A 20,393-nucleotide genomic window follows, 5' to 3' on the forward strand; every position below is an offset into this window, starting at 1 on the left:
AAGGAGTCGCCGCGTAAGCGGCGGCTCCGCACCTGCGGAGGGTTTGGCAATGGACAAGCACAGCATCACATGGCGCGGCGTGGCGGTGGAGATCACCTACACGCCCGACAAATTCGGACTGGTGGATCATATCGAACTGCTGACGGGAAGCAGGGCACCGCTGCCCGTCACCGAAACCGGCTACCGCTCGCATTTCATGCCCGCCGGAACCGTGGCGGATCACGGCGGCGCGGTCGCCTTCGTCACCGCTTGGCTCGACCACGAGGCCAAGCGCACCGGCTGGAGCGGGGCGCAACTGACCTTGTTCTGACAGGCAGAAAAATTCGCGGCTGGCCGAGGGGCCAGCCGCATCAGGTTCAGAGACCTGGCGGACGTATCGCCAGCTCATCTTCGATATTGCGGATCGTCGCCAACGCATCGCGGCGCTCTTGTGATCCGCGAGCGGCGCAGGCGAACGCGCGTTGCGCCTCTCCGAGCAGACCGTGCAATTCTGCGGTGCTGCGGGATGCCGCTTCGAAACGTGAGACAAGTTTCATCGTATCCTCCTTGGTTTCAAGGAGGCCCCGAACCGCTCAGGGCCTTTCGGCCCCGCACACATCATCATCGGCCCATGAAGGCGCTGATGGTTCGGGCTGACTTTTGAAAGCGAATAGGGGATGCGCATGGAACGCCGTCGCGGTTCGAGGCGGTCATCTTCAAGGCACAGCGGGATTAATCACGGGATTGATCGGTGGAGGCGGTTCAAGCGCGTTTGCCTGCCTTCTCAAGGCGCGCAAGCGCCACGCAGATGTCTGTCCCAGATGCGGAATATCGCCTTTGAAGAGCTGGCAATGTGCGGCAGTTCCGATCGGAAGCGGATGGCCTTGGGCAGCCGGTGGATTTTCTGTCCCGTGCCGTTCTCACTTCCCTTGTAGGGGCGGGCTTGCATGAGGACACCCGAAATCCCTGACCGAATGCGGCTCGTTCTTCAATGGCCTGCCCGCACCACCTGGCTGCGCCAGCCGTGTTGACCATGAATCCCGAGCCTTTGCCTTCGGCCTGACGGGAGGGCGTTAGCAAGCCACCCCAAACAAAGGAGATGAGATCATGGCACGCGAAAACACCAATACCCAGGCCCCCAAAGCCCCCGAGTATCTGGCTTGGCACGTCACGCAGAAAGGCGAGAAGTCCTATTGGAACAAGGTCGGTGCGGCTTGGGCGCACAAGGACGGCAAGGGCTACACGCTCCAGCTTGAGACTTGCCCGATCAATGGCCGGATCGTCCTGCGGGCACCGCTGGAAGATACGCCAAATCCTGAAACCGAGGGCGGCGCATAAGCGCCCCCTCACTTTTCCATCATGGCTCAAAGCCTCGGCGGCGGCGCGGGCGCTGGTCGCGCGTCCGCTTGCGCTGCTTCTCATCATCATCCTTGTCGCGGTCGCGTCCGCGCCGATGATAGCGGTCGTAGCGATCCAGATTCCGGTAGTTCGCTACATCTTCGCGCAACTGCATCAATTCCTCTTGCGCGATAGCGCGCTGCGCTTTGATGTCGCGCTGTAGCGTTTGCCGCTCTTCGAGCTGCTTGAAGATCAGGGCGTCTTTCTCCGCACGGTCGCGGCGGTAGGCTTCGAGCGCTTCATGCTCGTTCTGAGCTTTCACCTTGGAATATTGGCCCGTCAGGCGGTGCCAGATGCCCGAAAAGCCTTTCGGCAGCCGCTGCGCCCGCCGCTTCGTCTCTGCCTCCCATCGCCGTTCGAGAGCCGCCCAGAGCTTCTGGCGCTCGTCTTGGTGACGGCCCACCAGCTCGGTCTTGCGGAATGCCATCACCGCAAGCCGTTGTTTCGCGTCGCGTTCGGCGTCCTTGATGAAGGCTTCAAGCTTCTGGCTCATCCCGCCCGCGATTTCGGCCTTGGTCTCATCGACCGAACGTAGGCGCTCGCGATCACCGAGCCTTGCTTCGATGTCCTTGGTCTTCACTCCGGCATAGCGCGAGAGCGAATAGACCTCGCCGCGATAGTCGATGGCGACGAAGCCGCGCTTGTCGCCCTTGGCGAGCCAGAAACCGCGCTCCTTGAGCGCCCGTTCGAACGACGCCTTGTTGTCGGATGTCTCCCAGCATTGCTGAAAGACGGCCTTGATCTCGCGAGGATCGAGTCCGGCACGTTTGGCCTGTTGCCACTCTACGTGCGTGAAATTCAGCGGGTCGCGCAGGCTGCGATCCTGCAAGCCGCGCGGTATGTCCCAGCCATGTTCGAGGTAGAGCTTGCGGGACACATCCCGAAGCTTGGCCTTGTAGTGGGGCATATTGATCGCGCGCATGCGCTGCGCGTCGATTCGCGACCAGACCGCATGGGCATGCCGCCGCCCGTCCTTTTCGTGAAAGACGATGGCGCGCGGCTGGTTTTCCAGGCCGAGCTTCTTTTCTATCTCGCCGATGGCCCGTTCAAACGCCTCGACGCTCACCTTCGCGCCTTCCGGCGGGTTCAGGCTCATAGAGAACAGGTGGTTCTTGCAGCGCGTGCCCGAGGCGATGGCATCGGCCTCGCTGAAAGCGCCGCGCAGATCATCACTGACAAAGCCGCGCACGTCGTGCAGCTCGACATGCTCGTTGTCGCGCATAGCCAGCAGGTAGCGGGCGAGCTGCCCTCCATCGCCGCGCTCTTTGGCCTTCAGAATCATGGCCCGTCCCCCGGCGATTTGCCGAGCGCGCGCAGCAGGTCCGCCCGCAGGTTAGCGACCTCGCGGCAGGCTTCTTTTAGATCGGCTTCGGTTTCCGGCGTAACCGGCAGGGAGCCGGTGTTCACGGCCTTGGCGAGCTGGTTCAGGTTCGACGATAACCGAGACTGCCCCAAGGCCCCGAGGACGCGGCCCAGGGCTTCGGTGTCTTTGACCGGACTGTTGCCGCGCTTTTTGCGCGGCGCAGCATCGTCGCCGAATAGCCGTTCGCGAATATATGCGCTCAGGGGCTTGTTGCCCCGCTCGGAATCCAGCCGCGCCCTCTCTTCAAAAGTGAAGCGGATGGAGAAGGGCGGCGGGTACTTAAGCGCCTTTGCTATCGCCGATTTATGGAATTTATGGCGTAGGGTCGTCATGGCCGCACCGCAGACCCTGACTAGGGTCTAGCTGTGCGAGATGACGCTCCCATTCAGCCAGCGCTTCGAAGAGAGTGTTCGAACTTTCTCCTTCGAGGTGCGCCAACTCCTTTCAGTATCTTATCGACCCAACGGACAAGGGCCGCGGAAGCCCGGCAAGGGCGCTGCCTTTGCCCTGTTGCTGGCGCCGATCGCTGGCCTTGCCCTCGCCGCGGTCGTGCCCTGGATGGTGACAATTGCGGACCATTCACGGATTCACGGCCAGCCGGGCATGGAGGCCGCCTGGCCACTAGCCGGAAGACGGCGGCTCTTGCGCCGTTTCAGGACGCGGCACGTCCAAGGGACGGTTTGCTGCGTTGTTCAGCCGTCATAGCCTGCTTTCTCGGCAGCCTGCGGATGGCGCGGGAGCTGATGCGGTCGCGACCAGTATGGCAGGGCCGAAAGGCATCTCAGATGCTTTCGGGGGTCACGATTTCGAAGGGAACCGTGCGTTGCAAGGTGGTGCCTGGCGCATCTTCCTCGGCGACGTTGATCATGGTCTGCACGAGGAGGTTCGAGGTCGCCTCGAGAGGATGGCAGAGAGCCGCCGTGATCAGTCCCTCGGAAAGCCCTTTCCGCGTTTCCGGGCCTATGTCCCGACATATCAGCCGCACGCCTTTTCGGCGGCTTTCCGACGATCGCCTGAGCGCCCGCAGGACACCGGTAATTCCGCCCCCGAGAATCACGAGTCCCACCAGATCGTCCGAGGTCTGAAGGAGATTTGTCACCATCTGAAAGGCCCGTTCCGCCTCCTCGTGGGTGGGACAGCTGTCATCGACCGAGAGTCGAGGGCTGTGTTCGCGAAGATAAGACCGCATGCTGGCATCGGCGACATCCTGGCACTGGTAGCGGTGGTTTCCGATGAACACGGCGACCCGCCCCGGACCGTGTGTCATCTGAGCGATCAACCATGCCACCGTTCGCCCCAGTTTCCAGTTGTCTGCACCGACATAGGCGGCCCTTTCCGGAGCGGACTGATCCGTGATGTATGTAACGACCGGCGTGCCCTTTTCCCTCAGCGAGCGAATTGCCTGTCCGATCACCGGGTGATCCGCGGCAATGACCGATACCGCGTCGCACTCTTCGCCCAGCGCGAGAAGACGATCGGCGATGTTTTCCGGGGCGAGAATATCCACGAAATCGACGAGGGGATCGACGACCTCGTCACGGCGACCGCGGCATGCCTCGACAATCTTTCTACCGAAAAGCTGATAGAGCTCCCGGCTTGATTGCTGGAGCAGGAACCCGAGCCGATAGTTCGGCTTGGCCTTCTTCAAGCGATCCTCGATTGTACCGGCGCCGTAGAATCCGATCTGCTCCGCCGCGTTCTGGACACGCTGCATGGTCGTGCCCCGGACCCCGGCAGTGCCGCCGAGAATCCTGTTGACCGTGGACACAGAGACGCCCGCCGCTTCGGCGAGATCGGCAATCGTCGGCCGACGCATTATCATTTCTCCGACCCGTTTTATCTCATAGTGAATGATACTAAATGAAATAAAAAGTACAAATCATGCTATTCATGTATTTCAGAATGATCAAGTCTTTGATATCGATCCTCCCGCTTAGAGGCCCTGCCAAGGGGCGGGGCGCGGGAGGAGAGATCTCATGGGAATGAACAACTGGATCAAGACAGGCCTTTGCGCCACAGCGTTCGCGTTTGCCGCTAACGCTGCTGCTGCCGAGGGCGCGAAGATCTTCGTCGTGGGTGGCAAGCCGGACGACCCGTTCTGGGGGATCGTCAAGAAAGGCGCCGAGGATGCTGGTATCGTGGTCGAAGCCCAGGGCGGCTCCGTCACCTGGCTCGGGCCGCAGAATTACGACAATCTGGGCGTCGACGCGGCCGAGCTCATCCGCCAGGCAATCGACCAGGGGGCCGACGGCATCGTCGCTCCGGACTGGGTGCCGGAAGCGATGGACCCGGCCTTCAACGCGGTGCGCGATGCGGGCATTCCGTTCATCGTCTACAACGCCGGCGGCATCGAGGCGGCTGATCGTCTCGGCGCGATGAACTACGTCGGTGCGGTCGATTACAAGGCTGGCGTCGCCGGCGGTGAATATGTCGCCGAGCATGGCGCCAAGCGCGGCGTCTGCGTCAACTCGCTGCCTGGCGCGGCCAACATCGAAGACTATTGCCGCGGCTTCGCCGATGGCCTCGCCAACAAGGGCGCGACCGGCGACGTCCTGCCGCTGCCGGCGACCGCCGAAGGCAACGTGACGGCCGTGGCCCAGGCGATCCGTGCCTACCTGCTGCAGAACCCGGATATCGATGCGGCCTTCGCGACCGCGAACCTCGACGCGGTCGGGATCGTCCAGGGCATCGCCCAGGCCGGCAAGGCCGGCCAGGTCCAGCTTTGCGGCATCAACTTCGACGAAGCGATCCTGTCCCAGATCCAGGCCGGCACCCAAGCCTGCGCGGTCGATCAGCAGGGCTATCAGCAGGGCTTCTATGCCGTGTCGATCCTGAATGGCTGGATCAACTACGGGCTGAACATCCCCACACGCGAGATCCTGACGGGTCCGGGTGTCGTCGACGCGTCCAACATCGACGCGACCTTGGCCGGCGCAAAGGCCGGCACCCGATAAGCATCGAAGAAGAGGGCCGCCCGAGCGTTCGGGCGGCCGTCGCCGTCTCCGATCTTTTGACAGGGATTCTCCACGCAGGCGCGTGTCGAAGGGGCAGCCATGTCGGATACCAGCAGCAGTTTGACGGATCGGGGTTTATCGCTCGGTCAGTTGGTCCGTCGACCCGAGATGGGGTCATTCATCGGGCTGATCGTCGTCTACGTGTTCTTCGCGATCATGGGCGGCGGGAATTTCCGGGGTGCGCCCGGGTTCTCCAGCTTCCTGAACTTCGGGTCTGAAGTCGGCATAATCGCGCTGGCCGTTGGTCTTCTGATGATCGCCGGTGAGCTCGACATGTCGGTCGGCGCCGTCGTCCCGGCCTCGTCGCTGACGCTCGCCATCGTCGCCGGGGACTTCGGCGCCCCGGTCGGCGTCGCCATCCTCGCCGGGCTCGCCGTCGGCATTCTCGTCGGCTATGTCAACGGCCTTCTCGTAACCCGCACCGGCATCCCTTCCCTCATCATCACGATCGGCACGATGTTCGGCGTCATGGGCCTGACGCTCGGCCTCACGGTCCTGATCCACGGCAGCACCGGGGTATTCCTCGTCCCCGATCCATTGACCAAGGCGATCTTCGGACAGCTCATCGGCAACATGTTCCAGGTGTCGATCCTGTGGTGGGCCGTCTTCATCGCCGTGGTCTTCTTCCTGTTGCATATCTCGCCTTGGGGCAACGGCGTGTTCGCCTTGGGCGGAGACCGCGAGAGCGCGCGAAACGCCGGTATTCCGACGAACCGGCTCACTATCCAGCTCTACATGCTGTCGGGCTTCGCCGCGGCATTCGTCGGCGTCAGCCAGGTAATGACCTTCAACGCCGCACAGGTCGCGGCGGGCAGAGGCTTCATCTTCGACTCGATCATGTGCGTGGTGATCGGCGGCGTCCTGCTGACCGGCGGCGCCGGATCGGTGATCGGCATCGTGATCGGCACGCTGACCTTCGCGATCGTGAACCAGGGGATCTTCTTCTCGGGCCTGGACCCCAACTTCGGCAGCATCATCATCGGTGCCCTCCTGCTGTTTGCCGTCATGTCGAACGACAGGTTCCGGGCGCTTGCCCTGTCCTATGCCAGCGGCAGAAAAAACTGAGGGCGGTCAGATGAACGGCTTTTCTTTCCGATCACTCCTGCGCCGCCCGGAAATGGGCTCCGTGCTCAGCCTCGTCCTCGTGGTCGCCTTCTATGTGATCATCGGGCATGTCGATGTTGGCAATCTCGTCGGTGCGGCGAGCTGGCTGAACTTCGCCGCCAACCTCGGCATCGTCGCCCTGCCCGTCGGGCTCCTGATGATCGCTGGCGAGCTCGACATCTCGATCGGTTCGATGATCCCGGCGGGGTCCATGACGGTCGCCATACTGTCGGGCTATTACGAACTGCCGATCGTCGTCGGCATCCTTGGAGCGCTCGGCTTCGGCGTGGCGGTGGGCCTGTTCAACGGCTATCTTGCGACCCACACCACAGTGCCCTCGCTGATCATCACCCTGGGGTCGCTGGTGGCGGTGCAAGGCGTGGTGCTCTCCGGCTCGATGCTGCTCACCGGGGCGGCCTCGGTGCCGCTCGACGCGCCAGACTGGGCCAAGACGGTCTTCGGCCACCTCATCGCCAACAAGTACCAGGTCATCGTCTTCTGGTGGCTGGGCCTGACCGCGCTCTTCGCCCTGTTCCTGCACGTATCGCCCTGGGGCAACTGGGTATTCGCCCTCGGCGGCGACGAGACAAGCGCCCGCAACGCCGGCATCCCGACCAACCGCCTGAAGATCATGTTGTTCGTGATGTCCTCGACCGCGGCCGCCTTCGTCGGCATGTGCGGCGCCATCGTCTTCAACTCGGCGCAGGTATCCGGCGGCATGAACTACATCTTCAATGTGATCGTCTCGGTCGTGGTGGGCGGCGTGCTGCTTACCGGCGGCTTCGGCTCGATCATCGGCATCTTCTTTGGCGCGATCACCTTCGCCATCGTCAACCAGGGCATCTACTTCACCGACATCGACCGAAACTGGTCGAACCTGATCATCGGGGTGATGCTGATCGCGGCCGTGCTGATGAACAACACCTTCCGGAAAATGGCGCTCGCCTACGCGCCGAGGAAAAAGAAGTGAGGTCCAGACATGGCTGATCAGACTCCCATTCTCGAACTCGAGCATGTCGACAAGTCATTCGGGCCGATCGATGTGCTGATGGACATCAACCTCAAGGTCCACGCCGGCGAAGTGCTGTGCCTGCTCGGCGACAATGGTGCCGGCAAGTCGACGCTGATCAAGACGCTGTGCGGAGTCTTCAAGCCGACCGCCGGGAAGATCCTGATGGACGGCAAGGACGTGCGCTTCAACCGCCCGCGCGACGCGCAGGAGATGGGCATCTCGACCGTTCACCAGTTCGGCGGCACCTTCGCGCTGATGAGCATCGGTCGCAGCTTCTTCGTCGGCGTCGAGCCGACCAGGGGCTGGGGTCCGTTCAAGATCTTTGACCGCGCGAAAGCCAACGAGATCGCGGTCAGGGCCGTGCGCGATTTCGGCATCACCCGGATCGAAGACGGAGACCGGCTGGTCGGTGGCCTTTCCGGTGGCGAGCGCCAATCCCTCGCGATCGCCCGGGCGGTGCACTTCGGTGCCCGCGTGCTTATTCTCGACGAACCGACGGCGGCGCTCGGTGTCAAGCAGGCGTCCCACGTCCTGCGCATCATCAACGAAGCGAAGCGGCGCGGCCTGGCCGTGATTTTCATAACCCACCAGGTCATGCACGCGATGGCCGTCGGCGATCATTTCGCGGTGCTCATCCGCGGCGCGATTGCCGCCGACTTCCGCAGGGGCGAGAAGACCCGGGAGGAAATCACGGACCTCATGGCCGGCGGCGAAACGATGGCCGATCTCGAAGCCTCGATCGAATCCTATGAGGACACGCACGAAGGACGCCCACCGCCGCCCGCGCCCTGACATCCAACGAGCCTCGGGCCATCCCGTTCGATAGCGCATATGCGTGTGCGCCGTTCAACAAGAAACCAGGGAAAACCGCAATGAAGATCGCCCTCGACCCGTTCATGCACCGCCATTTCTCTCTCGAGGCGCTGCCGTCCAAGGTGGCAGAGCTCGGCTATGAATGGATCGAACTCAGCCCGCGCTCCGACTTCCTTGAGTGGTTCAAGGCGCCGCGTGTCTTCCCTGATCGCATCAAGCGCTTCAAGAAGGCTTTGTCTGACGCAAATGTCGGCATCGCCTCCCTGCTGCCCATGTATCGCTGGGCCTCGAACGACGAGGACGAGCGCAACGCGGCCGTGCGCCACTGGAAGCGCGCCATCGAGATCGCCGTCGAGATGGGCGTCGACACGATGAACTCGGAATTCGGCCGTGGTCCGCACCCCGACAAGGGGACCTGCTACTGCTGCCACACCGGCTCCATGATCGAGGCTTGCGAGGACGCGTGGTGGCGATCCATGGAAGAGCTGGTGCCGATCTTCGAGAAGGAAGGCATCAACCTGCATATCGAGCCCCATCCCGAGGATTGGGTCGAAACACTTCAGCCGTCGGTCGACCTTATTCGCACGGTCAACAGTCCGCGGGTCAAGTTCCTCTACTGCACGCCCCACACATTCTATTTCGGCGACGACACGGTCGCGATGCTGCGGGAATGCGCCGATGTTCTGGCGCATGTGCATGTCGCGGACACCTTCAATCACAAGGCGTCGTCGGGTCTCCGCTACATCGTCAATCCCCCGGGCTCGACGGCGCGCGTGCACCAGCACCTCAATATCGGTCAGGGTGAAGTTCCCTGGGATGATTTCTTCGCAACCCTCGACGAGATCGGATTCGACGGCATCATGACCTCATGCGTTTTCGCATGGGAGGAGAAGGCCGACGAGTCCGGCAGGTTCATGCGCTCGGAGATGCAGCGCTTTGTCGACAAGCACCGGGGGGCAAGATGACGCTGAAAGTCGGTGTCATCGGCACGGGTATGATCGGTCAAGATCATATCCGCCGCCTGACGCGGGTTCTGGCCGGCGTCGAGATCGTCGGTGTCAGCGACCTCGACCGAAAGCGCGCTGCCGGCGCCGCGCCGGAAGGCGCGAGGGTCTTCGATACTCCCCAGTCATTGATCCATTCGGACGCGGTGCAAGCCGTTGTGATCTGCTCCTGGGGGCCTGCCCACGAGGAGCAGTTGCTCGAATGCATCGCCGCGAGCAAGCCGACATTCTGCGAGAAGCCGATGGTGACATCGGAGGCCGCCGCGCTGCGCGTCATCGAAGCCGAGGTCGCTGGCGGGCGTCGACTGGTGCAGGTTGGCTTCATGCGCCGCTTCGATGCGGACTACCGCAGGCTGAAGACGGTGATCGACGGCGGCTCGCTCGGCGCCCCCCTGATGTTCCACTCGGCCCATCGCAACGCCTCCGTGCCACCCGGTCTCTACACATCTGAAATGCCCCTCAACGACACGCTGGTACACGATGCCGACATCTCGCGCTGGCTGCTCTCCGACGAGATCGTCGGTGTCGAGGTCCGCCTGCCGCGCCGGTCGCGCCAGGGCTCCGATCTGCGCGATCCACACTTCGTCCTTCTGCATATGGCGCATGGTGCGATCGTTGACGTCGAGATATCGGTCAACATCGGCTACGGCTACGACATCCGTGGCGAAGTCAGCTGCGAACAGGGCGTCGCGGCGTTGCCGAACCGTCCCGCGACCGTCGTTTCCGACGTGAACGGCGTCAGGCAGTCGATACCAGCCGATTGGCGCGAACGCTTCATCGAAGCCTACGACCAGGAATTCCGCGAGTGGATCGCGGCGGCCTCGGCGGGAACCGCGACCGGACCGACCGCCTGGGACGGGTATGCCGCGACTCTCACCGCCGATGCGGCGCTTCGTGCGGTCGCAAGCGGCGGCTACGAGCGCATCGAGATGATCGACAAGCCCGGATTCTACGACACTCCGCAAGCGCTCGCCGCCGAATAGGGCGGAGATATCTCAAGGACCGGTCATTCATGATCAATGGAGAACGAAAGATCGCCAGCCCCCTGCGCTGGGGCATGGTCGGCGGTGGCCGCACCGGGCAGGTCGGCTACAAGCACCGCACAGGCGCATTGCGCGATGGCACCTACCGGCTGCTCGCCGGCGCCTTCGACCTCGATGCCGCCCGCGGCCGCGATTTCGGCGAACGCATAGGCGTCGCTCCCGACCGCTGCTACGCCAGCTATCAGGATCTCATCGCCGGTGAGGCCGATCGTGTCGACGGCATCGAGGTCGTCTCGATCGCGACGCCCAACTTCACACACTATGAGATCGCCACGGCGAGCCTCGAGGCCGGGCTCCACGTGATCTGTGAGAAGCCGCTCTTCTTCACCGTTGCCGAGTGCGAGGAGATTGCGGCCCTGGCCAGGCGGAAGGACCTGATCGTCGGCGTTACCTACGGCTTCACCGGCCATCCCCTCGTCCGTCAGATGGCGGCGATGGTGAAGAAGGGGATGCTCGGCGATATCCGCCTCGTCGACATGGCCTATACGCACGGCTTCAACGCCGGCGACGATGTGGGAGCGCCCGAGGCGGTCAGGTGGCGGACCAATCCCCGGACCGCGGGACCGACCTTCGTGCTCGGCGACATCGGCACGCATCTCTTCTACCTGTCCGAAGTGGTGCTGCCGCATCTCAAGATCGAGCGCCTGCTCTGCGACCGCAAGGCGTTCATTCCCTCCCGCGAACCGCTGGAGGACCACGCCACCGTTCTGATGCACTACGACAATGGCGCGCGCGGACGCCTTTGGGTGTCGTCGGTGGACGCCGGAAATATGGGGTCGCAGCGCTACCGCTTCACCGGCAGCAGGGCATCGCTTTCGTGGTCGGACGCTCACCCCGACCAACTCATCTACGAGGTGCAGGGCGAGCCTTCCCGCATCTTGTGCCACGGGATGCCTTACCTCGAGCAGGAAAGCCTGGATGTCGATCGGATGGGCGCCCTTCATACCGAAGGGCTCGGTGACAGCTGGGCGAACATCTACCTTTGGATCGCTGAGGCCATCGACGCGAAGAAGCGCGGCGAAGAGGAATTCCTGAAAACCCATCACTACCCTGGCATCGCCGCCGGAACCGAAGGCGTGCGCTGGCTCGAGAACTGCGTGCGGTCGGCGGACGCCGGCGCCGCCTGGGTCACCTACGGATAGCCCCTTTGTGGAGCGACTAAGATGAAGCTTTCCATTTGCACCGACGTGATGGGCGACCTGCCGTTCACCGACATGCTCGACAAGTGTGTCGCGCTGGGCGTCGAGGGAGTCGAAATGACCGGTGGCGGCTGGTCACGCGGTCCGCATTTCAGGGCCGACGAGCTACTCGCCGACAGGAATCTGCTGAAGCGGAAATTGAAGGAGATCGAAGCGAGAGGACTACGGATCGCGGCCCTGAACTGCTCCGCCAACCCGCTCGATCCCGGCGAGATGGGCAAGCGGCACCTCAAGGAAATGAGAGACACGATCCGCCTTGCGGGCGAGATCGGCGTTGCCAAGATCGTCACCATGTCGGGCCTGCCCGAAGCCGCTCCCGGCGACATGGTCCCCAACTGGCTCGTGTACACAAAGTCCTGGCCGGACGAAATGCCCGAGCGTGACCGCTATCAATGGGAAGACCGCGCGTTTCCTCTGTGGCACGACCTTGTAAAGCTCGCGGACGAGGTGGGCGTCGAGAAATACGCGCTCGAGAATTTCTCCGCAATGCTCGTCTGGAATCCGGAAACCCTGTTCCGCCTCAGAAATGAGGTCGGTTCCAAAGTCGGGATGAACCTCGATCCGAGCCACCTGATGTGGATGGGCGCCGACCCCATCGCTTCGGCGCGGGCACTCGGTGATGCGATCCACCATTGCCACGGCAAGGATACTCGCATCGAACGCGTGCGCGCGGACGTCGATGGCTTGCTGGAACTCCGCGACGTGACCGACGTGGCAAACCGCACGTGGAACTACGTTGCGGTCGGGGCGGGTCATGACCTCCAGTGGTGGAAGGAGTTTTTCTCGGTGGTCGGCATGATGGGCTATGACGGATGGGTCTCGCTGGAGATGGAGGATTTCACCATGTCCACCGAGGCAGGCATCCGCTCTTCGATCGACGCCCTGCAGGCCGCCATCATTCGCTAGGTGTCAAGCGATCCTGAGATGCAACAGACCATCACGATCGCCTGCGCACCACCCGGCTGCCGGGGAATGGACGCCGTCCGCAGCCCGCATCTGCCGCCATTCGAATGCATCCTGGACGGGGCGGTGCGGCGGCAGGCCGCGCGCCTTCTGAACGAGATTGAACCCTGAGGGCATCACCTTGGAAAAGGAACTCGACGTTATCACGATCGGCCGTGCTGGCGTGGACCTGTATGGTTCCCAGGTCGGTGGCCGGCTGGAGGACATGGGCTCGTTCGATAAGTATATCGGCGGCTCGCCGACCAATATGGCATGCGGGACGGCGCGGCTGGGGATGAAGTCGGCTCTGATCACCCGCGTCGGAGACGAACACATGGGCCGCTTCATCCGCGAGGAGTTGCGGCGGCACGGAGTGGACGTGCGCGGCGTGAAGACCGACCCCGACCGGCTCACCGCGCTGGTGCTGCTCGGCATTCGCGACCAGCGACAATTCCCACTGATCTTCTACCGGGAAAACTGTGCCGACATGGCGCTCAGCAGGGAGGACATCGACGAGTCCCTCATCGCTTCCGGACGCGCGGTCGTCGCAACCGGCACGCATCTGAGCCACCCTCGCACCGAGGAGGCGGTGGTCAAGGCTCTGGAACTTGCTCGGAAGCACGGGAGCCGGACGGCTCTCGACATTGACTATCGACCGAACCTCTGGGGCGTTGCCGGCCACGGGGACGGCGAGAGCCGCTTCGTCGAAAGCGAGGCCGTTACCGCAAAGCTTCAATCGCACCTTCACCTCTTCGACCTGATTGTCGGAACCGAAGAGGAATTTCACATTGCCGGCGGCTCCACCGACACGCTCAAGGCCCTCGCCTCCGTCCGTGCCGCCTCGGATGCAGCGCTGATCTGCAAGCTCGGCCCAATGGGCGCGGTGGCGATTACCGGCGAGATTCCCGCTCGCCTCGAAGACGGCCAGTCGGGGCCCGGCTTCCCGGTCGACGTATTCAACGTGCTTGGCGCCGGCGACGGCTTCATGTCGGGCCTTCTGAAGGGCTGGCTCGACGGCGAGGACTGGCCGACGACCCTCAAATACGCCAATGCCTGCGGCGCCTTGGCTGTCAGCCGGCACGGCTGTACGCCTGCCTATCCGAGTTGGGAGGAGCTGACGTTCTTTTTCGAGCGGGGGATCGTCCGGCCGGACATCCGCAATGATGTCGAGCTGGAGCAAGTGCACTGGGCAACAAATCGACACGGCGACTGGTCGACGATGCGGGTCTTTGCCTTCGATCATCGAAGCCAGATGGAGGCGATACCCGGCGCCGGTCCGGAAAAGATCGGACATTTCAAGAGGCTCTGCCTCGAAGCGGCGCTGCGCGTCCAAGGTCGCCGCGGCGGCCATGGCATCCTCTGCGACGAAAGGCTCGGACGAGACGCGCTCAGCGCGGCGGAAGGCACTGGACTATGGATCGGCCGGCCGGTCGAGATGCCGGGGTCTCGCCCGTTGACACTGGAACCGGAGATTGGCCCCGACTACGGGGGGCTACGGGAATGGCCCCGCGATCAGGTGGTGAAGTGCCTGTGCTTCTGCCACCCCGACGACGAGCAGGAAATGTGGGCTGCGCAGGAAGATGTCATCTTCCGGCTCTTCCACGCCTGCCGGCGCAACAAGCTTGAGTTCCTTTTGGAGGTCATCCCTTCCAAGGTCGGCCCGATCGACGACACAACCACGGCGCGGGTGATCCAGCGCTTCTACGATCTTGGTGTCTATCCGGACTGGTGGAAGCTGGAGCCGTTCAGGACAACGCTTGCCTGGGCCAACGTTGTCGAGGCGATCGAACGCAACGACCACAGGACCCGGGGCATTGTCGTGCTGGGGCTGGACGCGCCCGAAGAGGAACTCGCCGCGAGCTTCTCCCTCGCCGCGAGGGAGCCGCTGGTCAAGGGTTTCGCGGTGGGGCGCACGATCTTCGCGGAAGCCGCCCGCGAATGGATGGCAGGCCGAATTTCCGACGACGAAGCCGTGGCGGCGATGGAGAGGAAATTCACGCGGCTGTGCCGCGTTTGGGACGAGGCGCGCGCGTGCGCGCGGGAGGAAGTTGCATGACTCAAACGATCAACCTGACCGCGGCGCAGGCCATGGTGAAGTGGCTGAGCGTCCAGATGACGGACGATGGCGAACGATTCATCGAAGGCGTCTGGGCCATCTTCGGACACGGAAACGTCGCCGGCATTGGCGAGGCTCTCCACGGAATTGGCGATGCATTGCCGACATGGCGCGGACAGAATGAGCAAACCATGGCTCATGCGGCAATCGCCTATGCCAAGACGATGCGGCGGAGACGGGCGATGGCGGTGACATCGTCGATCGGCCCAGGCGCGACCAACATGGTCACCGCGGCGGCGGTCGCGCACGTCAATCGCCTGCCGGTTCTGCTGATCGCGGGCGACGTGTTCGCGAATCGGCGCCCGGACCCGGTGCTGCAGCAGATTGAGGCTTTCGACGACGGGACTGTCTCGGCCAACGACTGTTTCCGCCCCGTCGCTCGCTACTTCGATCGCATCAGTCGTCCCGAGCACCTTCTGACCGCTCTTCCGCGCGCGATGGGGATGATGACCGATCCGCAGAACGCGGGTCCTGCCGTTATTGCCTTCTGCCAGGACGTTCAGGCCGAGATGTACGACTATCCCGCCGACTTCTTTGTGCCGAAGACTTGGCGGATTCGCCGGCCCGAGCCCGATGCCCGGGAGGTCTCGGACGTCGCCGCGATGATCGCGCAGTCGTCAAGGCCGGTCATCGTCGCGGGCGGCGGCGTGCTCTATGCGCGGGCCGAGGACCAGCTCGCCGGATTCGCCGAGCGGCACAATATCCCCTTGGTCGAGACCCAGGCAGGAAAGGGTGGCTTGGCCGCAACCCATCCACTTAATTTCGGGTCACCAGGGGTGACCGGATCCGGCTGCGCGAACGATCTCTGCAGGGAGGCGGATCTGGTAATCGGCGTTGGCACGCGGTTCCAGGATTTCACTACCGGGTCGTGGACCCTGTTCGAGAATGCCAGCCGTCGGATCATCTCGATCAATCTGCATCCCTACGACGCACAGAAGCACCTCGCAGTACCGCTGGTGGCCGACGCCAGGGTGGCCCTTGACCGCCTTTCCGAGGCGCTCGGCGATCTGCGGTTCGACGCCTGCGATCCCTCGGCCCGGTCGGATTGGCTCGCGGAGGTGGCGAGGGTCACAGCCGCTCCCGAACCGAATACCAATGCGCTGCCGACGGATGCCCAGGTGATCGGAGCAGTCCAGCGTGTCGCCCGCGACGATACCGTCGCCATGTGCGCAGCGGGAACGATGCCGGGCGCGCTTCAGGTCCTCTGGCAGGCGAGCAGGGGCGGGTATCACATGGAATATGGCAATTCCTGTATGGGCTACGAACTTGCCGGCGCCATGGGTATCAAGCTCGCCTCGCCCGCGAAGGAGGTCATCTGCTTCGTCGGGGACGGTTCCTACATGATGGCGAATTCGGAGCTCGCGACAGCGGTCATGAGACGCGTTCCGTTTACCGTCGTTCTGACGGACAACCGCGGCTATGGCTGCATCAACCGGCTGCAGATCGAATGCGGCGGCGCCGAATTCAATAATCTCTACAGGGATGCCCGCGTCGAAACGCAGCCCGAGATCGACTTCGTGTCCCATGCCAGGTCAATGGGTGCCGTGGCCGTGAAGGCAGGCGACATCGCCGCTCTCGAAGCCGAAATCGTCGCGGCGCGAGGCAGGAATATTCCCACCGTCATCGTGATCGACACGGACGCGGCGCCTGGCACCGGCGTGGGTGGCCACTGGTGGGATGTAGCCGTGCCTCAGGCGGGTGGTCCCGAGCGACTGGAGGAAGCGCGCGGACGCTACAACGCCAACGCAGCTCTGCAGCGGACGTTCAACTGACACCAATCGATGCGCGCTGGAGAAGCTGCATGGCCGGACTGTTGAGAAAGCCTTTCGGCGACCACGGCAAGGTTCACCAGATTACCCCGCAATCGGCTGGCTGGCGCTATGTCGGATTCTCTCTCCACCGGCTGCGCAAGGGCGAGACAGCCGCCGAGGTCACCGGTGGAGACGAATCGATCTTGGTGATGATCGAAGGCTTGGCGCGCATCGCTGGTGCCGGCCGGGAATGGGGCGTGCTCGGCGAGCGGATGAACCTCTTCGAGAAGACGCCGCCGCATTGCCTGTATCTGCCGAACGGAACCGGCTGGAATGCCGAAGCCGTCACGGACTGCACCATCGCCGTCTGTTCAGCCCCGGGACGCGGAGGGCACGAAGCCCGCAGGATTGGTCCGGACGGGATTACGCTCTTGGAGCGGGGAAAGGGCGCGAATACCCGCTACATCAATAACATCGCGATGGAAAACGAGGATTTCTGCGACAGCCTGCTCGTGACCGAGGTGTTTACGCCCGCAGGTCACTGGTCGTCCTATCCGAGCCATCGGCACGACGAGGACGACTTCCCGCGCATCACCTATCTCGAGGAAACCTACTACCACCGCCTGAACCCGTCTTCGGGCTTTGGCATCCAGCGCGTCTACACAGACGACCGGCAGCTCGACGAGACCATGGCGGTCGCCGACGGCGACGTCGTCCTCGTCCCACGCGGCCATCACCCCTGCGGCGCGCCCTATGGTTTCGAGATGTACTACCTCAACGTCATGGCCGGCCCCCTCAGGAAATGGCGTTTCGTACCGGCGCCCGAGGTCGAGTGGATCATGACGCGTGATGCCTGACCGATAGGATATTCCTTCGCCGCCGAACCAACGCACGGCACCGAACCTGCCTTTTCCCGATTTCCTCGATCGCGCGGTCCGGTTCGCCGGCTTGGGTGTGGAGGCTCGATCCGGGCCGGCCTGCCTTCGACGGCCTCAAGCCAGCCGAGGCGGGCCGGCCCCGCGCGCGAACGGAGGCTTCGTCTCATCGGTTTGAGCACATGTCCCGCCGCGGCCGAGGCGCGCTCGCCCCGGCGGTTTCGTGCCTGCAAGGCCCCCGAAGTCGGGGCTCCGGTCGACGAGGGATCGCCTACCCCATCGTCGGCATGACGAATTCCGGATCGGTCCGCACTCCGGATGGCCATCGCGTGGTGATGGTCTTGAGGCGGGTGTAGAAGCGCACGCCTTCGGGCCCGTGCATGTGATGGTCGCCGAACAGCGACTGCTTCCAGCCGCCGAAGGAGTGGAAGGCCATCGGCACCGGGATCGGGACATTGACGCCGACCATGCCGACCTCGATGTCGTGCGCGAATGTTCGCGCCGCGTCGCCATCGCGGGTGAAGATCGCGACCCCGTTGGCATAGTCGTGCCGATCGATGAGTTCGACCGCGGAGGCGTAGTCCTTGCGACGAACGACCGAGAGAACCGGTCCGAAAATCTCGTCCTTCCAGATCGTCATCTCCGGAGTGACGTTGTCGATCAGCGTCGGTCCGACGAAGTAGCCGTCCTCGTAGCCCTGCGGGGCCCGGTAGGTCCGTCCGTCGACGACGATCTTCGCTCCATCCGCCTCGCCCCTGTCGATATAGCCGAGAATCCTTTCCTTCGCGGCCTCGGTAACGACCGGCCCCATGTCGGACGAGCGGTCGGAGGCCGGCCCGACCTTGAGCGCTTCGATCTTCGGGACCAGCTTCTCGATCAGGGCATCGGCGATCCTGTCGGTCACCGGGACGGCGACCGAGATGGCCATGCAGCGCTCGCCCGCCGAGCCGTAGGCCGCGCCCATCAGTGCGTTGGCTGCCATGTCGAGATCGGCGTCGGGCAGAATCACCATGTGATTCTTGGCCCCGCCGAGCGCCTGCACGCGCTTTCCGTTGCTTGTCCCGGTCTCGTAGATGTACCTGGCGATCGGGGTCGATCCGACGAAGCTCACCGCCTTGACGTCGGGGTGCGCAAGCAACGCGTCGACCGCTTCCTTGTCGCCCTGGATGACATTGAAAACGCCGGCGGGCAGCCCCGCCTCGGCCAGCCACTCGGCGATGAGCAGCGAGGCGGAGGGATCGCGCTCCGACGGCTTCAGGATGAAGCAGTTGCCGCAGGCCAGCGCGACGGGAAACATCCACATCGGCACCATGGCCGGGAAATTGAACGGGGTAATTCCAGCCACGACGCCGAGCGGCTGTCGCAGGGAATGGCTGTCGACCGCGGTGCCGACATTCTCGGTGATCTCTCCCTTCAGGAGATGCGGCGCGCCGACGGCGAATTCGACCACTTCGAGGCCGCGGGTCACCTCGCCCTTGGCGTCGTCGTGGGTCTTGCCGTGCTCGTTCGAGATCGCCTCCGCCAGCTCATCCGCGCGCTGCCAGAGGATCGTCTTGAACCGGTCGAGGATACGGGCGCGCCGAAGAGCCGGCGTCCTGGCCCAGGCCCGCCAGGCCGCATGGGCGGAGGCGACGGCCTTGCCCACTTCGTCCCGGCTGGCAAGCGCCACGGTGCCGGACTGCTGGCCGGTCGCAGGGTTGAAGACCGGCTGGCTGCGGCCGGACGATCCCGCCACGCGCTGGTTGTCGATGAAATGTGCGATGTCGCTCATCGGGAGCCTCCCTCGGGTTTGTCAGAGGGAGCCTTGCCACAGACGAAAATGCATATAAATACTCCGAGATGCCTAACCGTTATGCAAGAATGTATGAATGAACTGGGACGATGCCCGCTATTTCCTGGCCGTCGCGCGTGAAGGGCAGATGCTCGGGGCTTCGCGCCGCCTCGGCGTCAGTCAGGCCCTCCTCAGCCGCCGGGTCGCGGCCCTCGAGGCATCGGTCGGCACGCGGCTCATGGACCGCACGACCCGGGGCTGCACCCTCACCGGGGCGGGACAGGAGGTATTCGGTGCGGCCGAGCGGATGGAAGAGGAAATCCTCGGCGCCGCCTCCCGCCTGCAGGGCTCGGAGAACGTCTATGCCGGCACGATCCGGATCGGCGCACCGGACGGGTTCGGGAGCGCCTTCCTGGCGCCGCGCCTCGGCAGGCTGCGGGACACCTATCCCGAGCTGCATATCCAGCTGGTGCCGATCACCCGCAGCTTCTCCCTCTCCCAGCGGGAGGCGGATCTCGCGGTGATGGTCGGCCGTCCGGACCGGGGGCGGCTCCGGGTCCGTCGCCTGACGGACTATACGATCGGCCTCTATGCCAGCGAAGATTACCTCGCCCGCGTCGGCCGCCCGGATACGCCGGACGACCTCGCGATGCATGCGAAGGTGGGATATGTCGATGACCTGGTCTACTCGGCCGAGCTCCAATACGCGAATGAGTTCCTGCGCGACTGGCGATCCGCCTTCGAGGTCACGACGGCGATGGGCCAATTGGAGGTGGTCAAGGCCGGTGGCGGCATTGGAGCCCTTCACGATTTCATGGCCTTCGGCCAGCCGGGTCTGGTTCGCCTCTTTCCGGAACTCGTCGCGCAACGCACTTACTGGACTGTTTGGCACGAAAACATGCGGGCCGCCCGACGCGTGGCGGCAGTGGCGTCCTTCCTCGACGATATTGTCCGGGAGGCACGGGCCGCCTTCCTGCCGGCGAGGCCGCGATAACAGCTCGGCAAGAAG

At 63.8% G+C, this 20,393-nt stretch carries 20 protein-coding genes; 15 read left to right on the top strand and 5 right to left on the bottom strand.

The features are described from left to right. The first annotated feature begins 49 nt into the window (after positions 1-49). Positions 50-310: a hypothetical protein gene (locus tag KDJ86_RS18370; RefSeq protein ID WP_291749194.1), complete on the top strand. Its 261-nt coding sequence runs from the start codon at positions 50-52 to the stop codon at positions 308-310. A 46-nt stretch (positions 311-356) separates the two neighbouring features. Here the strand turns inward: KDJ86_RS18370 and KDJ86_RS18375 are convergent, their stop codons facing one another. Beyond that, a complete protein-coding gene (locus tag KDJ86_RS18375; RefSeq protein WP_291749196.1) occupies positions 357-536 on the bottom strand; it encodes a hypothetical protein in 180 nt (59 codons plus the stop codon). Between the two features lie 550 nt (positions 537-1,086). Between KDJ86_RS18375 and KDJ86_RS18380 the strand changes: the two genes are divergently transcribed. Next, positions 1,087-1,317 carry a hypothetical protein gene (locus KDJ86_RS18380; RefSeq protein WP_291749198.1) on the top strand — a complete coding sequence of 77 codons (231 nt, stop codon included), beginning with the start codon at positions 1,087-1,089 and terminating at the stop codon, positions 1,315-1,317. A gap of 19 nt (positions 1,318-1,336) precedes the next feature. Here the strand turns inward: KDJ86_RS18380 and KDJ86_RS18385 are convergent, their stop codons facing one another. The 3 genes from KDJ86_RS18385 to KDJ86_RS18395 form a co-directional block, all read right to left on the bottom strand. After that, positions 1,337-2,659 (bottom strand): relaxase/mobilization nuclease domain-containing protein, encoded by a 1,323-nt coding sequence (locus tag KDJ86_RS18385; protein WP_291749201.1) that lies wholly within the window; start codon positions 2,657-2,659, stop codon positions 1,337-1,339. Further along, positions 2,656-3,072, bottom strand: a complete 417-nt coding sequence (locus tag KDJ86_RS18390) for a hypothetical protein (RefSeq protein WP_291749204.1) — start codon at positions 3,070-3,072, stop codon at positions 2,656-2,658. The genes KDJ86_RS18385 and KDJ86_RS18390 overlap by 4 nt, the downstream gene beginning before the upstream one ends. A 449-nt stretch (positions 3,073-3,521) precedes the next feature. Further along, positions 3,522-4,556, bottom strand: coding sequence for a LacI family DNA-binding transcriptional regulator (locus KDJ86_RS18395; protein WP_291749207.1), 1,035 nt, complete (start codon positions 4,554-4,556; stop codon positions 3,522-3,524). A gap of 166 nt (positions 4,557-4,722) precedes the next feature. Here KDJ86_RS18395 and KDJ86_RS18400 point away from each other — a divergent pair, with 166 nt between their 5' ends. From KDJ86_RS18400 to iolB, 12 genes are all read left to right on the top strand, one after another. Further along, entirely contained in the window at positions 4,723-5,694 is a 972-nt protein-coding gene (locus tag KDJ86_RS18400; RefSeq protein WP_521085317.1) for a substrate-binding domain-containing protein, read from the top strand. Between the two features lie 168 nt (positions 5,695-5,862). Further along, positions 5,863-6,819, top strand: coding sequence for an ABC transporter permease (locus KDJ86_RS18405; protein WP_291749212.1), 957 nt, complete (start codon positions 5,863-5,865; stop codon positions 6,817-6,819). Positions 6,820-6,829: 10 nt separating this feature from the next. After that, positions 6,830-7,828, top strand: coding sequence for an ABC transporter permease (locus KDJ86_RS18410; protein WP_291749215.1), 999 nt, complete (start codon positions 6,830-6,832; stop codon positions 7,826-7,828). A gap of 9 nt (positions 7,829-7,837) precedes the next feature. Then, positions 7,838-8,662, top strand: coding sequence for an ATP-binding cassette domain-containing protein (locus KDJ86_RS18415; protein ID WP_291749218.1), 825 nt, complete (start codon positions 7,838-7,840; stop codon positions 8,660-8,662). 80 nt (positions 8,663-8,742) lie between these two features. Continuing rightward, positions 8,743-9,648: a sugar phosphate isomerase/epimerase family protein gene (locus KDJ86_RS18420; RefSeq protein WP_291749221.1), complete on the top strand. Its 906-nt coding sequence runs from the start codon at positions 8,743-8,745 to the stop codon at positions 9,646-9,648. Continuing rightward, positions 9,645-10,670, top strand: a complete 1,026-nt coding sequence (locus tag KDJ86_RS18425; protein ID WP_291749224.1) for a Gfo/Idh/MocA family oxidoreductase — start codon at positions 9,645-9,647, stop codon at positions 10,668-10,670. The genes KDJ86_RS18420 and KDJ86_RS18425 overlap by 4 nt, the downstream gene beginning before the upstream one ends. Positions 10,671-10,699: 29 nt before the next feature. Beyond that, the gene (locus KDJ86_RS18430; protein WP_291749226.1) at positions 10,700-11,872 is read left to right on the top strand and encodes a Gfo/Idh/MocA family protein; all 1,173 of its coding nucleotides are present in this window, start codon (positions 10,700-10,702) and stop codon (positions 11,870-11,872) included. 21 nt (positions 11,873-11,893) lie between these two features. After that, entirely contained in the window at positions 11,894-12,835 is a 942-nt protein-coding gene (locus KDJ86_RS18435) for a sugar phosphate isomerase/epimerase family protein (RefSeq protein WP_291749229.1), read from the top strand. Between the two features lie 18 nt (positions 12,836-12,853). Beyond that, the gene (locus tag KDJ86_RS18440; protein WP_291749232.1) at positions 12,854-13,003 is read left to right on the top strand and encodes a hypothetical protein; all 150 of its coding nucleotides are present in this window, start codon (positions 12,854-12,856) and stop codon (positions 13,001-13,003) included. A gap of 10 nt (positions 13,004-13,013) precedes the next feature. Then, a complete protein-coding gene (locus KDJ86_RS18445; RefSeq protein ID WP_291749234.1) occupies positions 13,014-14,927 on the top strand; it encodes a bifunctional 5-dehydro-2-deoxygluconokinase/5-dehydro-2-deoxyphosphogluconate aldolase in 1,914 nt (637 codons plus the stop codon). Then, positions 14,924-16,759, top strand: a complete 1,836-nt coding sequence (iolD, locus tag KDJ86_RS18450; RefSeq protein WP_291749260.1) for a 3D-(3,5/4)-trihydroxycyclohexane-1,2-dione acylhydrolase (decyclizing) — start codon at positions 14,924-14,926, stop codon at positions 16,757-16,759. The genes KDJ86_RS18445 and iolD overlap by 4 nt, the downstream gene beginning before the upstream one ends. Before the next feature lie 29 nt (positions 16,760-16,788). Further along, entirely contained in the window at positions 16,789-17,595 is an 807-nt protein-coding gene (iolB, locus tag KDJ86_RS18455) for a 5-deoxy-glucuronate isomerase (protein WP_291749237.1), read from the top strand. Positions 17,596-17,884: 289 nt separating this feature from the next. Here the strand turns inward: iolB and KDJ86_RS18460 are convergent, their stop codons facing one another. Then, a complete protein-coding gene (locus KDJ86_RS18460; RefSeq protein ID WP_291749240.1) occupies positions 17,885-19,384 on the bottom strand; it encodes a CoA-acylating methylmalonate-semialdehyde dehydrogenase in 1,500 nt (499 codons plus the stop codon). Between the two features lie 97 nt (positions 19,385-19,481). Here KDJ86_RS18460 and KDJ86_RS18465 point away from each other — a divergent pair, with 97 nt between their 5' ends. Next, complete coding sequence (locus KDJ86_RS18465; protein ID WP_291749243.1) at positions 19,482-20,378, top strand: LysR family transcriptional regulator; 897 nt, start codon at positions 19,482-19,484, stop codon at positions 20,376-20,378. Positions 20,379-20,393: the final 15 nt, after the last annotated feature.

The organism is Bauldia sp. (assembly GCF_020442045.1).
Taxonomy (GTDB): domain Bacteria; phylum Pseudomonadota; class Alphaproteobacteria; order Rhizobiales; family Kaistiaceae; genus Bauldia.